12 protein-coding genes are annotated in these 15,400 nt (G+C 41.0%); 2 read left to right on the top strand and 10 right to left on the bottom strand.

Going from position 1 to position 15,400, the window contains the following annotated elements; translation table 11 throughout:
* The first annotated feature begins 110 nt into the window (after positions 1-110).
* A complete protein-coding gene (locus AC1DOK_RS20260) occupies positions 111-1,250 on the top strand; it encodes a polysaccharide deacetylase family protein (protein WP_477556139.1) in 1,140 nt (379 codons plus the stop codon).
* Between the two features lie 129 nt (positions 1,251-1,379).
* The gene (locus AC1DOK_RS20255; RefSeq protein ID WP_477556138.1) at positions 1,380-2,519 is read left to right on the top strand and encodes a YfbR-like 5'-deoxynucleotidase; all 1,140 of its coding nucleotides are present in this window, start codon (positions 1,380-1,382) and stop codon (positions 2,517-2,519) included.
* A 70-nt stretch (positions 2,520-2,589) separates the two neighbouring features.
* Here the strand turns inward: AC1DOK_RS20255 and mdh are convergent, their stop codons facing one another.
* From mdh to AC1DOK_RS20205, 10 genes are all read right to left on the bottom strand, one after another.
* Complete coding sequence (mdh, locus tag AC1DOK_RS20250; protein WP_477556137.1) at positions 2,590-3,534, bottom strand: malate dehydrogenase; 945 nt, start codon at positions 3,532-3,534, stop codon at positions 2,590-2,592.
* 15 nt (positions 3,535-3,549) lie between these two features.
* Positions 3,550-4,845, bottom strand: a complete 1,296-nt coding sequence (gene icd, locus AC1DOK_RS20245; protein ID WP_477556136.1) for an NADP-dependent isocitrate dehydrogenase — start codon at positions 4,843-4,845, stop codon at positions 3,550-3,552.
* 141 nt (positions 4,846-4,986) lie between these two features.
* Complete coding sequence (citZ, locus tag AC1DOK_RS20240) at positions 4,987-6,099, bottom strand: citrate synthase (protein WP_477556135.1); 1,113 nt, start codon at positions 6,097-6,099, stop codon at positions 4,987-4,989.
* A gap of 232 nt (positions 6,100-6,331) precedes the next feature.
* The gene (locus tag AC1DOK_RS20235) at positions 6,332-6,808 is read right to left on the bottom strand and encodes an acyl-CoA thioesterase (protein WP_477556134.1); all 477 of its coding nucleotides are present in this window, start codon (positions 6,806-6,808) and stop codon (positions 6,332-6,334) included.
* Between the two features lie 141 nt (positions 6,809-6,949).
* The gene (gene pyk / locus AC1DOK_RS20230; RefSeq protein WP_477556133.1) at positions 6,950-8,704 is read right to left on the bottom strand and encodes a pyruvate kinase; all 1,755 of its coding nucleotides are present in this window, start codon (positions 8,702-8,704) and stop codon (positions 6,950-6,952) included.
* Entirely contained in the window at positions 8,697-9,671 is a 975-nt protein-coding gene (locus tag AC1DOK_RS20225; RefSeq protein WP_477556132.1) for an acetyl-CoA carboxylase carboxyltransferase subunit alpha, read from the bottom strand. The genes pyk and AC1DOK_RS20225 overlap by 8 nt, the downstream gene beginning before the upstream one ends.
* Positions 9,661-10,527: an acetyl-CoA carboxylase, carboxyltransferase subunit beta gene (accD, locus tag AC1DOK_RS20220; RefSeq protein WP_477556131.1), complete on the bottom strand. Its 867-nt coding sequence runs from the start codon at positions 10,525-10,527 to the stop codon at positions 9,661-9,663. Before accD ends, AC1DOK_RS20225 begins: the two co-directional genes overlap by 11 nt.
* A gap of 166 nt (positions 10,528-10,693) precedes the next feature.
* Positions 10,694-10,882 (bottom strand): glutamate decarboxylase, encoded by a 189-nt coding sequence (locus AC1DOK_RS20215; RefSeq protein WP_477556130.1) that lies wholly within the window; start codon positions 10,880-10,882, stop codon positions 10,694-10,696.
* A gap of 183 nt (positions 10,883-11,065) precedes the next feature.
* Positions 11,066-11,566 (bottom strand): phosphatidylglycerophosphatase A family protein, encoded by a 501-nt coding sequence (locus tag AC1DOK_RS20210; protein ID WP_477556129.1) that lies wholly within the window; start codon positions 11,564-11,566, stop codon positions 11,066-11,068.
* Between the two features lie 76 nt (positions 11,567-11,642).
* On the bottom strand, positions 11,643-15,290 hold the full coding sequence (locus tag AC1DOK_RS20205; protein ID WP_477556128.1) for a DNA polymerase III subunit alpha: 3,648 nt from the start codon (positions 15,288-15,290) through the stop codon (positions 11,643-11,645).
* Positions 15,291-15,400: the final 110 nt, after the last annotated feature.

Raw genomic sequence — 15,400 nt, 5'->3', positions numbered from 1 at the left:
AGACCTCTCTTTCATATGCGTATAACTTGATATAAAATTTATAATTTTCTGTAATCTAGTATACCACATTTACATCTTAGAATACTTCCACCCTTGAAGGAGTTCATATAATGCTCAGAACTGTGTTACCAGCCCTTATCTTCGCTTCATTGATCAGCTTTATACTACTGCCCGTCAAACCAGCTATAGGACAAACACCAGCCTATTATCATGATCAGGTTGCTGTTCTCATGTACCATCACATACACGAACAAGCGCTAAGCTCCGCGACAATTAAGCCTGCATTATTCGCAAGTCAACTTGAAGCATTAGTTAACAAAGGCTATCAATTTATTTCGCTATCTGATCTTCAGCATTATTTAAACGGAGCAACAGTTCCTGATAATGCGGTTCTCGTTACTTTCGATGATGGCTATGAGAGCTTCTATACGGATGCACTACCGATCCTCACACGTCTAAAAATTCCAACCGTGAATTATATCATCACGAACAATCTGAATCATCGGCAAGAAACTTCCCTCTCTTTTTTAACCTCTGAACAAATCGCAACTATCATAGCTTCATCAAAGCTCGTTGACTTTGGCTGCCACACTGACAACCTGCACTTTAAATACCCTAATGGTAAGGCCGCATTAACCAGCCCAATTATGCAGCCTGATGGTAGCGAAGAAGCGAATACCGCTTATCAAGAGCGCATTGCTCAAGATACGCAGAAATGTATCGAGAAGCTTGCACAAAACCGCAAGGTGAATCACTTCGCCTATCCCTACGGAATCTATAACAAAACCGCTGTAAAGCTTATCTCACAAGCTGGAATTCAGTATGCCTTTACAACCAAGAGCCAAATGACGACTAGACAATCAAATCCAATGCTACTTCCCCGAATTAATGCAGGTAGTCCGTGGATAACACCTCAAAAGTTAGACTTTGCAATCAAACAAAAAATCGAACAATACCCTCCAATAGATGAACGTGTCCCTTTGAACCTTGTCATCGACCAAATTAATGGTGGCTCCCTACATATCGAAGGTCAGGCAATTACACTCCGCATTCAAGAACATGAATGGTTAGTTCACGACCAGAGTTCTACCATTATTAAGGATCAAACCATTCATATGCAGCTATACGAGCCAATTATCCAGGATAGTGGTAGGGTAATGATGAATTGGCGTGATTTGGAATCGATTATCGGAGAGCCTATATTATATCATCCAGCCTCCAAACGTATTATTTATCGTAACAGACCATAGCCTTTTTTACATATACGCTATCTTTGTAATTTCAAACTAGAGGGCTTCATGTATAATACAAGAAATAAGAATATATTTTACCTTATCACTAGTCTGCAAGACAATGAATAACATTGAAGGATGATAACCATGAAAAACGGTCAATTCACAAATACTATTTTACAAATGCAATACGTTCCAAGATGGAGTGAATACGCCCCACGATTTAAAGATAATGCGGCAAGCCATAGTTTCCGCTGTGCTGCAATCGCAATTTTAATCGGAATTATCGAGGAAAAGCTATTTGACAATTCAATTGATAAATTAAAATTAGTCGCTAGGGCTCTCCTACATGACTTAAACGAGACTGTGACGTCTTCCATCAAACATGTCACCAAGAAGGACCCCCTAGTTGCTGTACATATCAAATCTTTGGAGAAGCAAGTCAGTCAAGATATCGTCTGCTATTTGTCCAAATCGCTTCGCCCATTTTTTACTGACTACATTGTTGATGCTGAAGATGGCACCTATCTTGGACAGCTCGTAAATGCAATTGATACATTCGATGCTATGCTATTTTGTCATCGCGAATTTATTTCCGATAACAATCCGTATTTTCATAAACAATTTCTTCTTTTTAATCAAGTCATGCATAAGTCGAATTTACAATCTATTAAGTGGCTTGTACAAGAGTTTGATAAACAAGAAGGAGTTTACGAGTTTATCAGCTACATAGTAAACCTCGATAAAGTTGAGCGTTGGAGCGGCAATTTTAACCTAATTCCAGATAATGACGCTACCCATTCATTTCGCGTAGCAGCGCTCTCCTTGTTTAATGGACTGCTAGAACGTGAACGTTTTGGAAATCAACACATTGATATATACCGATTAGTTGGCAGATCAACGCTGCATGATCTTGTTGAAGAGCGGACCGGCGATACGATCTCCAAAATCAAGAAATCGACGGAAGATATCAAACATGCATTTGAGTTATATGAAAAAGAGGTTGCTCGCTCCATGGTGCATAAGCTGCCTGACTTCTTTCATGAAGAGCTCCTTGATTTCATGGTTGAATGTAAGGATGAGACGTATGAAGGTGAGCTCGTCGACGTCGCTGATAAAATCGATGCATTGATTAAATCAAACTTAGAGATGCGCAACAACCCCCATTATGCTGGCACCTACTACGAGCAATTAACGAAAATTCAACATCGTTATGAGAATCCTTGCGTTATATTTTTCCTTGCCTATATCCTGCACGATCTAACCTATTCCAGTTTGATTGGATAATTAAAAACTCCAGTTTAATCACGCCATTCAGCGGCGAATTAAACTGGAGTTTATCATTCATATGAAGCTATTAACCTTTTTGAACAACTTCAACAACATTACGAACGGATTGAGCAGATTTATCAAGTGCTGTTTGCTCTTCTGCAGTCAATTCAAGTTCGAATACCTTCTCAATACCATCAGCACCTAGTAATGTAGGAACACACATGAACAAATTATCATAGCCGTATTCGCCTTCTAGTAATGCAATGGATGGTAGAACACGTTTCTTGTCTTTAAGAATCGCTTCAGCCATTTGAACAAGAGATGCTGCTGGCGCATAGTATGCGGAGCCATTTCCTAGTAGGTTGACGATTTCACCGCCTCCTGTACGAGTGCGTTGTACGATAGCCTCAATGCGTTCTGCAGAGATTAATTTCTCAATTGGAATACCACCAACTGTAGAATAACGTACTAGTGGAACCATATCATCGCCATGACCACCTAATACAAAGCCACGAACATCTTCAACAGAAACATTCAATTCTTGTGAAATGAATGTGCAGTAACGAGCCGTATCAAGTACACCGGATTGACCGATTACGCGGTTCTTAGGAAATCCAAGAGCTTTGAATGCTGCGTACGTCATCGCATCAACAGGATTCGAAAGAATGATAACAATTGAATCCGGGCAATATTTTTTCACATTTTCACATACAGATTTAACGATTCCTGCATTCGTATTAACCAAATCATCGCGGCTCATTCCAGGCTTACGAGCAATACCTGCTGTAATAATAACGATATCAGAACCAGCAGCATCCTCGTAGGAGGATGTACCGATAATTTTAGCGTCGAATCCTTGAACTGGACCTGCTTCAAGCATGTCTAGGGCCTTTCCTTTAGTCGGATTCTCAAGCTGAGGAATATCGACTAGTACAACATCACCAAGTTCTTTTTGTGCTAACATGAGTGCAGTAGTTGCTCCTGTAAAACCTGCGCCTACAACGGAAATTTTATTACGACTAATAGCCATTAATATATCTCTCCCCTACATGTTTTTGATAATTTGATTAGCGAATTCGGAACATTTAACTTCAGAAGCGCCGTCCATTAGACGAGCAAAGTCATAAGTTACTGTCTTATTATTGATTGAAGTTTCCATACCTTTATAAATAAGGTCAGCAGCTTCCTGCCAGCCAAGGTGTTCAAGCATCATAACACCAGATAAAATAACAGATCCTGGATTCACTACATCAAGTCCAGCATATTTAGGTGCTGTACCGTGAGTAGCTTCAAAAATTGCATGTCCTGTTACATAGTTGATGTTAGCTCCTGGTGCAATACCGATACCACCAACTTGTGCAGCTAGCGCATCAGACAAGTAGTCACCATTAAGATTAAGTGTAGCAATTACATCAAATTCATTCGGACGAGTTAATACTTGTTGAAGTGCAATATCAGCAATCGCATCTTTAATGATGATCTTACCTGCTTGCTCAGCTTCCTTCTGTGCAGCATTTGCAGCATCAGTTCCTTGCTCAGCTTTGATACGATCATATTGATTCCATGTAAAGGTTTGATCACCGAACTCACGCTCAGCTAGCTCATATCCCCAGTTCTTGAAAGCACCTTCGGTATATTTCATGATATTTCCTTTATGTACAAGCGTTAAGCTCTTACGACCATGTTCAATTGTATAGTTAATAGCTGCACGAACCAGACGTTCTGAACCTTCTTTGGAAACAGGCTTAATACCGATTCCTGAAGTTTCAGGGAAACGGATTTTATTAGCACCCATTTCATTTTGTAAGAATTCGATCACTTTCTTCACTTCAGCTGTACCTTCTTGGTACTCAATACCCGCATAGATGTCTTCTGTATTTTCACGGAAGATAACCATATCAACTAGCTCAGGGCGCTTAACTGGAGATGGAACACCATCAAAATAACGCACAGGACGTAGACAAACATATAGATCTAATTCTTGACGTAGTGCTACGTTCAAAGAACGAATTCCGCCACCTACTGGTGTAGTCAAAGGTCCTTTGATCGCTACGATATACTCACGAATTGCAGTAAGTGTATCTGCTGGCAACCAGCTACCGTACCCGTTAAATGATTTTTCGCCTGCAAATACTTCATACCATGCGATTTTCTTCTCGCCATTGTATGCTTTCTCAACTGCTGCATCTAGTACACGCTTGGACGCTGCCCAAATATCTGGACCAGTGCCATCACCTTCGATAAATGGAATAATCGGGTTGTTAGGAACGACTAAGGTTCCGTTTTCAATTGTAATTTTGTCGCCTTCTGTAGGTAGTGCAAACTGTTCGAATTTCGGCATTGTAAATTACCTCCTAATTATATTGGCCTAGCTCTCTTATCATTTAAGACAAACATAAAACGGGAGCTCCAGCATTTGAAAAGAAAATGGATATTTTCTCTAAATGCTTGAACTGCCCGTCCTATTCGCTGTTGAACGCGATTAACGGTCTTCCATCAAAATGTAATGTTGATTGGATAACCCAGTATACTCTGCTCTTGGTCTGATCAGACGATTGTTCTCATATTGCTCAAGCACATGTGCTGTCCATCCAGACGCACGAGAAATAGCAAAAATAGGAGTAAACAAATCGCGTGGAATTCCCAAAGCAGTATACACAGAAGCGGAATAAAAATCGACATTAGGTTTAAGACCTTTTTCACCTGTCACCATATTTTCGATTTTAATGGACATATCATACCACTTCATATTACCGTTCATGATACCAAGCTCACGAGACATTTCTTGTAGATGCTTCGCACGAGGATCACCATTCTTGTATACACGGTGACCAAATCCCATAATTTTCTCTTTATTACCTAGTTTATTATTGATGTAAGATTCCACATTGTCAAGACTACCAGATTCTTCAAGCATCGCCATAACAGCCTCATTCGCACCACCATGAAGTGGACCTTTGAGCGTACCGATCGCAGAAGTAATTCCTGAATAGATGTCAGTCAGTGTAGCCACTGTTACACGAGCAGCAAAGGTAGAAGCGTTAAGCTCGTGATCAGCATGCAAAACAAGTGCTTTGTCTAGCGCCTTAATAGCAACTGAATCCGGTTCTTTACCAGTCATCATATACAAGAAATTAGCTGCTAGAGAAGGATATCCTTTAGAAACTATTGGCTCTTGTCCATTACGGATTCGAGCAAACGCTGCGATAATGCTTGGAATTTGTGCTTGCAGTTTAATAGCTTTGCGAACGTTAGCTTCCATGCTCATATCATTCGCTTCATTATCATATAACGCAAGAGCAGATACTGCTGTTCGAAGAACTGCCATTGCATTCGCATCTTTAGGATACATCTGCAATTGAGCAATCAGAGCATCTGGTATTACGGAGTAAGTATTTAAATCTTGCTGTAATTGTTCCAACTCTGATCTTGTAGGAAGTTTGCCGAACCAAAGTAAATAAACCACTTCTTCAAAAGTGGCATGTTCCGCTAATTCGTCAATATCAATTCCACGATAAGTTAATACACCATCATCGATAGAACTGATAGACGAGGTTGTGGCAACTATACCTTCCAACCCTTTTGTTGCAGTCATGGGAACATCTCCTCACATCATTAAGTAAAAGAATAGTACGATTCTAATGACCTTAATTAATCATAAAGTATTTTGAACCTTCTGTGAATCTAAAAAATCATAAAATTTAGTTATCATAACAATAAAACAATATTTATAATATAGCTAATTTTCTAAATTAAGCCAATATTAAGAACCTTATCTAATTTAACCTATAAAACCTCCAATTAGCAACCACTTATAGTCTCAATACTCAAAATTGTTTTTCGATAAGCTTATATAAAACTGGAAACTCCTGATCTAATCGTACTGTTTTGAAATTACGATTCACCCAAACATGACGAGTCAAACCACTCACTAACAGCTCCCCTGAAGGCTCTAAATCAGTCCCCATATGATTATGATCCTCAACTAGCTTCATGTCCTTCTCAACTCTTCTATGTACTTGACAGCTCATCTCTAAACGAATACGAGTATAAGACTTAACTCGGGTATAGACAGATACAATATCATCATATTTCGCTGGCTTACGAAAATCTATTTCAGCATGCACCACAGGTAGTAGTAATCCAGATTGTTCGATCTCGGTATAAGGAATTCCTAATTGACGAATCAACTCTGTTCTTCCCAATTCAAACCAATTCAAATAATTAGCATGGTAGACGACTCCCATTTGATCTGTTTCTTGGTATCGCACACGAAAAGCATGATGAAACCACGGTCCTGGCATAGTTCTTCACTCCTTTATAATCTCCATAAACAATTTATCAGCAACTAATTTCCCCTGATAATACGGAAAAGCAGAGTGATGCAAGAAGCTACGCATCACTCTGCTAAATTTAAACTAAAACTAAATCAACTAAAACTTATCTTATAGTACTTTACCACAGCCGCAATAAATTGCGCCAAGCTCTGGGTATAGTGTTACTTCAACACCATCTGTAAGTAGTTGTCTTGCGTTATCAACACCAACAATTACCGGAATCCCTAGTGATACTGCTACAACAGCTGCGTGGGAAGTAATACCACCAATTTCAGTAACAAGTGCAGATGCTTTCTCTATTGCAGGCATATAGTCTTTATCTGTAGCAGTTGCAACAAGGACAGCGCCATCTTTCATCTTAGAAACAGCTTCCGCCGCAGTACTAGCAGTAATAACTTTACCTTTCACCATCTTGGTACCAATGCCCACACCCTTAGCAACCATGTCGCCAACTTGATGAACTTTAATAATATTTGTTGTACCCGCACGTCCCACCGGAACACCTGCAGTAATCACAACAATATCACCATAATTTGCATGACCCGCAGCAACTGCAGTGTTAACAGCAGCTTCAAACAGCTCGTCCGTTGTTGTTGCTGCTGGACATTTAATTGGAACTACACCCCATACAAGGGATAGACGACGAATTGTTTGTTCCGAAGGTGTAACAGCAATAATAGGTGATTTAGGACGGTATTTAGATACCATTCTCGCTGTATAGCCACTTTCTGTAGCTGTAAGAATCGCTCTTGCATCAAGTTCATGTGCGGAATTAGCTACAGCTTGCGAAATAGCTTCCGTAACTGTCGTTTGTTGCGATTGTGCTTGACGAGTAAAGATTTCACGATACTCAAGGTTTTCTTCCGTGCGCTCAGCAATACGAGCCATAGTTAGAACGGATTCAACTGGATATTTTCCTGCAGCTGTTTCGCCAGATAGCATAACTGCATCTGAACCATCGAATACAGCATTCGCTACGTCACTTGCTTCCGCACGAGTCGGACGCGGGTTGCGTTGCATGGAATCAAGCATCATCGTTGCTGTAATAACCGGTTTACCAACACGGTTACACTTCTTAATCATTTGTTTTTGAACAATCGGCACATCTTCAGCTGGAATTTCAACGCCCAAATCACCACGAGCAACCATCAAACCATCAGATACTTCTAAGATCTCATCAAGGTTGTCTACACCCTCTTGGTTTTCAATCTTAGAAATGATGTGAATTTGTGGTGCGTTATGACGTTCTAGAAGTTCACGAATTTCCATTACATCTGCTGCTTTACGTACGAAGGACGCGGCAATAAAGTCAACGCCTTGCTCAATTCCGAAAACGATATCGTTAGCGTCTTTTTCCGTGATACCTGGAAGTGAAATCTTAACTCCTGGTACGTTAACGCCTTTTTTACTTTTGATGGAACCACCGTTAACAATACGGCATTTAATTTCTGTTCCTTTAATTTCAACAACTTCAAGACCAATTAAACCATCATCTATCAAAATAGTTGATCCAACAGCTACATCATTCGGTAAATTCTCATAAGTAACAGAAATACGTTCAGCATCTCCAAGAATTTCTTCCGTAGTAAGCGTAACAAATTGATCCTGAACTAGCTCGATAGGCTCAACCTTCATTTTACCTGTACGAATTTCAGGTCCTTTGGTATCAAGTAGAATAGCAACGGATTTACCCGTTTCTTTACTAGCTTGACGGATCGTAGTGATCCGAGCACCGTGTTCCTCAAAATCACCATGTGAGAAGTTCAAACGAGCAACATTCATTCCCGCATTGATTAGTTTCTTTAAATTATCCAAAGATTCGCTTGCTGGTCCAATCGTACATACAATTTTAGTTTTACGCATGATTATCCTCCTGAGTGAATGTAAACCGACCAATTGTTCTAAATTTATTGTATCGGTCTTCTCTTAGTTGCTCCTCGCTCATGCTGAGCAGAAGTTCCAAATTTTCCCATAAAGCTCTTTTGATGTGTTCTGCCTGTTGAGTGGGGTCCTTGTGCGCTCCTCCTTTAGGCTCGGGAATAATTCCGTCAATTACACCAAGCTCATGGATATGATCGGCTGTAATCTTCATTGCTTCCGCAGCTAATAACGACTTAGAAGCATCCCGATAAATAATTGATGCAGCACCTTCAGGACTAATAACAGAATAGATGGCATTCTCAAGCATCAATACACGATTACCTACACCTAATGCAAGTGCACCACCGCTGCCGCCCTCTCCAATAACGACAGCAATAATAGGAACGCGAAATGACACCATTTCCATCAAGTTCTGGGCGATTGCTAGACTTTGTCCCCGCTCTTCAGCAGCATTTCCTGGAAAAGCACCCTTTGTATCAATAAAAGTGATGATAGGCCGGTTAAATTTATCGGCTTGTTTCATCAAACGTAGAGCCTTACGAAATCCTTCGGGATGTGGGCAGCCAAAATTTCGGGCAATATTATCCTTTGTATCTTTACCCTTCTGATGGCCTACAATCGTGACAGGAATCCCATTTATCTTAGCAAGTCCTCCAACAATAGCCAAATCATCACCGTATACACGATCACCATGTAATTCAATAAAATCGGTGAAAATAGACTGTATGTAATCAATTGTTGTTGGTCGCCCTGGATGTCTGGCAAGCTGCATTTTTTGCGAAGCTGTCATTGAGGAATATAACTCTTCTTCCAAAGCACTATATCGTTCCTCTAAGCGTTTGATTTCATCTACAAAATCAATCCCTTTTTCATCGCCAAACCTGCGTAATTCCTCAATCTTTGATCGAAGCTCGACAAGCGGCTGTTCAAAAGCTAATTCAACCGCCATTTGACACTTCTCCCTTCATCCCGTGCATATCAAGGATTTTAATAATCGTATTTCGCATATCTTTACGATGCACAACTTTATCAAGTTGACCATGTAAAAGGTTAAACTCAGCTGTTTGGAAATTTTCGGGCATCTTCTGTCGAATAGTTTGTTCAATAACTCGTCTACCCGTAAATCCGAAGGATGCAGCTGGCTCAGCCATAATAATATCACCAAGCATGGCAAACGAAGCCGAAACACCACCAAATGTCGGATCCGTAATAATTGAAATAAACAGACCACCATGCTCGTTAAGCTTTGATACAGCAGCACTCGTCTTGGCCATCTGCATGAGACTGAGAATACTTTCCTGCATTCTTGCTCCACCTGATGTAGAGAATAAGATAACAGGAGCCTTCTTGTCAATTGCATATTCAATGAGATTTGCAATTTTCTCGCCTACTACTGATCCTAGTGATCCACCCATAAAATCGAAGCTCATCGCTCCAATTGCAACAGGAAATCCTCCAATAGTTGCTGATCCCGTAATGATCGCGTCCTTCATCCCAGTTGAAGTCTGCGCTTTCGCAAGCTTAGTCGTATAATCTGGAAATTGAAGAGGATCTTCTGAGATCATCATTGAATCAAATTCAACAAAACTCTCCTCATCAACCATCATGATAATTCGCTCAAACCCGTTCAGTTTATAGTGATAACTACAGACACTACATACCTTTAGGTTCTTCTCTAATTCCTTGCTATACTGAATAGTTCCACAACTTGGGCATTTATTCATAAGTCCTTCGGGAATTTCACGCTTTTGTCGATCAGATGGAATTGTTGCATACTTCCGCTTTTGAAAAAGATCCTTTAGCACCACAGCACCTCACTGACTCAAAATCTATACGTTTGGCAAAAAACAGCCTGAATAGGAGTTTCTCGGGTACGCATACGTGATACAAAAATGAAAGTTTAAAGTGATAAAAAAACTTTCTGTTTCACGGAAAAAGACATGTCCGAATTCCGGACATGCTGCGCTTAAATTACCTATGTAATATGGTATTTAGTACCTCTTGAACTTCTTCAAGCTCTCCTTCAGGGACAAGTATTTCAAATTGGTTTTTTGTCATACTGATAGCTCGAACCTGAACGAGAAAGCCTTCTTCAGTCAAATTCTGCTGTATACGTTCGGCGATTTTAGCCGTAGGAGCAATATAAATCACCGTCCACATTACAAAAAACCTCCTTAAATTAGTGAAGGATAAATAGGTACATAAATAGATGTTATCATCCTAGGTGCCTGTACAATGCAATAATGATAACATACCTATACTTTTGCAAGCAAGAATAAGCCATTATTTATACATGGTAAAAATAAGTTATTATGTTATCGATTTCAAAATAGTCAGTTCACTTCATTCCCTCAGATGGGAAATATAGTCAGTCACTTTCCCATTATGGTGTGCGATTCGTGCCGATGCTGCGGCTGCAAGTCCTGCGACTAAATCATCCAAAAAAACATGAATAGCTTCCTTATTGTCATTCAATTTGCGAATAATCCCCGTTTTCTGCTTATCCAGATATCCAAATGAGGTCAGACCAATCATGCCATAAACATGAACAATCCCAAGAGCAAGTGTCTCATCCACACCATAAAGGCCTTCATCTGCCTCCATTATGGCTTGAAGTGGCTGTGGGAGCATCTTTTTTTCTGCCAATTCATCAAGAGCAATTCCTGTATATAAAGTAAACTGCACTTCTCGTTTGGCCAGTACAGCATATATACTTTCTTCACATTGTTGAAGGGTCAGAAGGTCATTGTAAGGCTTTTGAAGCTTGTACACGATTTTGGCTATAGGTGCTACTGTTACACCTCTGTCCCGAAGTACAGAAAGAATATGGTCTAATGAATTCATATAAAAACCCTCCCCTTGTCCGAAGCTCACATTGTAATGTTGTCGGATTATACATTGTATGCGGGCTGGGAAGATTTTATTTCACAATGACCGAGTCTGGGCCAAGAATAAGCTGAATTTGTCGGATCAACTCTGAAGATGGCTTTACCTGGTAGTTCGCACTAAGGGCAAGGCTACGGCGACCATTCTCATAAAATAAAATAACCGGAAGAGAACCTGTGTGAAGTTTAAGAAGTAACTTCAATTGTGTCAGCTTACTCGGTGATTCATGTTCAGGTGTTATCCTAATGAATATTTTCTGAGAATTGACCGTCTCAGCTACAACACTCTCAGTCTTACTGGGAGGACTGGTATTATGCGCTTTGTTATTCAAACGATGTGCTTGTGAGCCAGATCGTAGTGGGCGCTGTGTTGTACGAATTTTACGAGCTACATCGGGATCTGCCAATAAATATACATCATCAGCAATTATTTTAAAGGATTCTTCGTCTCCATGCTGTAATCTACCTCTCACTAATAATAAATTTCCTTTTTGTACAATTGGAGCAACCTGCTTCCATGTACGAGTGAATAAGACTATTTCCGTTCGCATGATTCGATCCTCAAGTTCCATGAATGCCATTGGATCACCTTTTTTAGTGATGATCGTTTTCGTCTCGGCTACCATACCCGCCACAACTACCTCTGCGCCTTCCGGATATTCCTGAAGATGATGAAGGGGGTCAATTTTCAATTGCTCCATCGTTTCATCATAGGCATCAAGTGGATGACCCGAAATAAATAATCCCAGCAATTCACGTTCAAATTCTAAAATTTGCCCCTGCGTATAGGCACGTACATCAGGATATTCTACCTGCCAATTCTGTTCTTCTGTAAATCCGAATAAATGAAGCTGTAGATCATCTCTTTCTTTACGCCATTTAAGCGCATTATCTACAGTTTCATCAATCATTGCAATGAGCTGCGCACGATGACCAGGTAATTCATCAAACGCGCCGCCTTGAATGAGCGATTCAATCACGCGTTTATTACATACGCGAAGATCTACACGTTGACAAAAATCGAGCAACGACGTGAATTTGCCATGCTGACGCTCAGCTAGAATAGCGTCGATTGCTTGTGTGCCGACGTTCTTGACGGCGGCAAGTCCAAAGCGGATCGCACCACGATCCGCCTGCACAGCGCCTGTGCTGAGCGCAGGCGCACTCTCGCCGCTGCTAGTCGCAGCAGCGGCGAGATCCTCGTGCTGCTCACCGCGTGGTGAGAGTGGCGTGAAGGTCACGCCGCTCTCATTCACATCCGGTGGCAGCACGGAGAGATGCATACGTCGGCATTCGTCGACGTATTCCGCCACTTTGCGGTGATTGCCCATCACCGCGGTAAGCATCGAGGCCATGAAATGCCTCGGATAATGTGCTTTCAGATAAGCCGTCTGAAAGGCGAGAACTCCATAAGCAGTCGCGTGTGCGCGTGGGAAGCCATAATCAGCGAAGCGAACAATCATATCATAGACATGATTCGCCTCTTCTTCTGTATAGCCCTCACTAATGGAGCCCGTTACGAAATGCGCCCGCTGCTCATCCAACACCTCACGCTTCTTCTTCGATACTGCTCGCCTTAATAAATCTGCTTCTCCTAACGAAAATCCCGCCATTTTCGACGCAATCTGCATAATTTGTTCTTGATATACGATAATTCCATACGTATCAGAGAGAATCTCCTCTAGTGAAGGATGTGGATACTCAACTTTTACTAGACCATGCTTACCTGCTATATATTTCGGAATGAATTCCATTGGGCCTGGACGATATAAGGCAAGAACTGAAATGATATCTTCAAACTCGGAAGGCTTCAGCTCTTTAAGAACACGCCGAACTCCGGTTGACTCTAATTGAAATATTCCTGTCGTTTCACCACGAACAAGTAACTCGTATGTGAGAGGATCTTCATTCATATTCATCTGATTGAAATCAATTTCGATTCCCTCTTGTTCACGAATCCATTCGACGGTTCGTTCAATAATCGACAGTGTTCTCAGACCCAGAAAGTCCATTTTGAGCAAACCGATCATTTCAAGAAATTCCATGGAGTATTGTGTTAGAGCTGAGTCACCAGCACCTTCTTGCAAGGGCACATACTCTGTAAGTGGCTCACGTGATATGACAACACCTGCGGCATGTGTTGAAGCATGGCGCGGCATTCCCTCGACCCGCTTGGCCATATCTAATAGCTCTGCAACCTTCGGATTGCTATCAGAAAGCTTACGTAGATCATCATTTTGGTTAATTGCTTGTTCGATTGTGATGCCAAGTGATCCCGGAATCATCTTCGCCGCGCGATCTACATCATTAAATGGTAGGTTCAACACACGTCCAACATCTCGGACAGCTGCCCGTGCTGCCATCGTTCCAAAAGTAATAATTTGTGAAACATGATCATGTCCATATTTACGAACCACATATTCAATGACTTCATCTCGTCGTAAGTCACTGAAATCAATATCGATATCCGGCATCGATACACGCTCTGGGTTAAGGAATCGTTCGAAAAGTAATTTATATTTGATCGGATCCACATTCGTAATCCGCAGTGTATAAGCAACAAGACTGCCTGCTGATGACCCCCGACCAGGTCCAACCATAATTCCTTTGCGATGTGCGTAGGAAATAAAATCCCATACAATTAGAAAATAATCAGAGAATCCCATCTTAGCAATAATTTGGAGCTCGTATTTAAGCCTCGTCTCCAGCATATCTCGAAATTCGGTATCTAATGAATTCGTCAATTGTGCTGCATAACGCTCTTCCAAGCCCTGACTGCACAGCTGGACTAAATAATCCTCAGATGTTAATCCTTCAGGGATCGGTTCAAAATTAGGTAAGAAGGACTTGCCAAATTCAAGTTCTAGATTACACTTCTCTGCCACTTCAACTGTATTTGCCAGTGCCTCAGGCACATGGGGAAACAATCGCTCCATTTCCTCAGCTGATTTCATATACATCTGAGTTGTACTAAATTTCATTCGTGCTTCGTCATCAACTGTTTTGCCAGTTCCGATACACAGAAGAATGTCCTGAACTGCCGCATCTGGCTCCCAAACATAATGAACATCGTTCGTTGCAATTAGAGGGATGCCAGTTTCTTTGGACAATTCAATCATAGCCACATTCACTTTTTTTTGCTCGAGAAGACTATGATCCTGAAGCTCTAAATAAAAATCATCACCAAAGATCGCTTTATATCGTTCAGCAGCAGCCAAAGCTTCCTCTCTACGATCATGCAACAGATGTTGTGATACTTCACTGCCTAAACAAGAGCTTAAGCAGACAATCCCTTCTGAGTGCTTACGAAGTGCTTCAGCATCAATTCTTGGTTTATAGTGAAAGCCCCGTAGATGACCGAGCGTATTCAACTTCATCAAATTACGGTAGCCTTGAATATTCTTAGCTAATAAAATTAAATGATAAATTGGCTGTTCAAGTCTACTTCCCTTATCAGTCATAGACCCAGCTGTATAATAGGCTTCTATCCCAATAATCGGTTTAATTCCATGTTCCTTACAAGTACGATAGAAAGCTATAGCCCCATACATAACCCCATGATCGGTCAGAGCAAGCGAGTCCATTCCGAGCTCCGCTGCACGCCGAACTAGATCCTGAATCCGCGCAGCGCCATCAAGCAGACTGTATTCGCTATGAACATGCAGATGGATAAAACGACTCATTCGCTGATACCTCCGAATCCAAATTAGTTCTTATCATTTTATCATAATCGTAGACCCTAGTCCCATAAAATGAAAGTAGACGAGCTTCTTGCTTTGAGACAATTTCGGGT

It is taken from the genome of Paenibacillus sp. P5_B5 (genome assembly GCF_056400365.1).
Note: the sequence above shows the minus strand (reverse complement) of the source record. Positions and strands in the feature narration are given on the sequence as shown.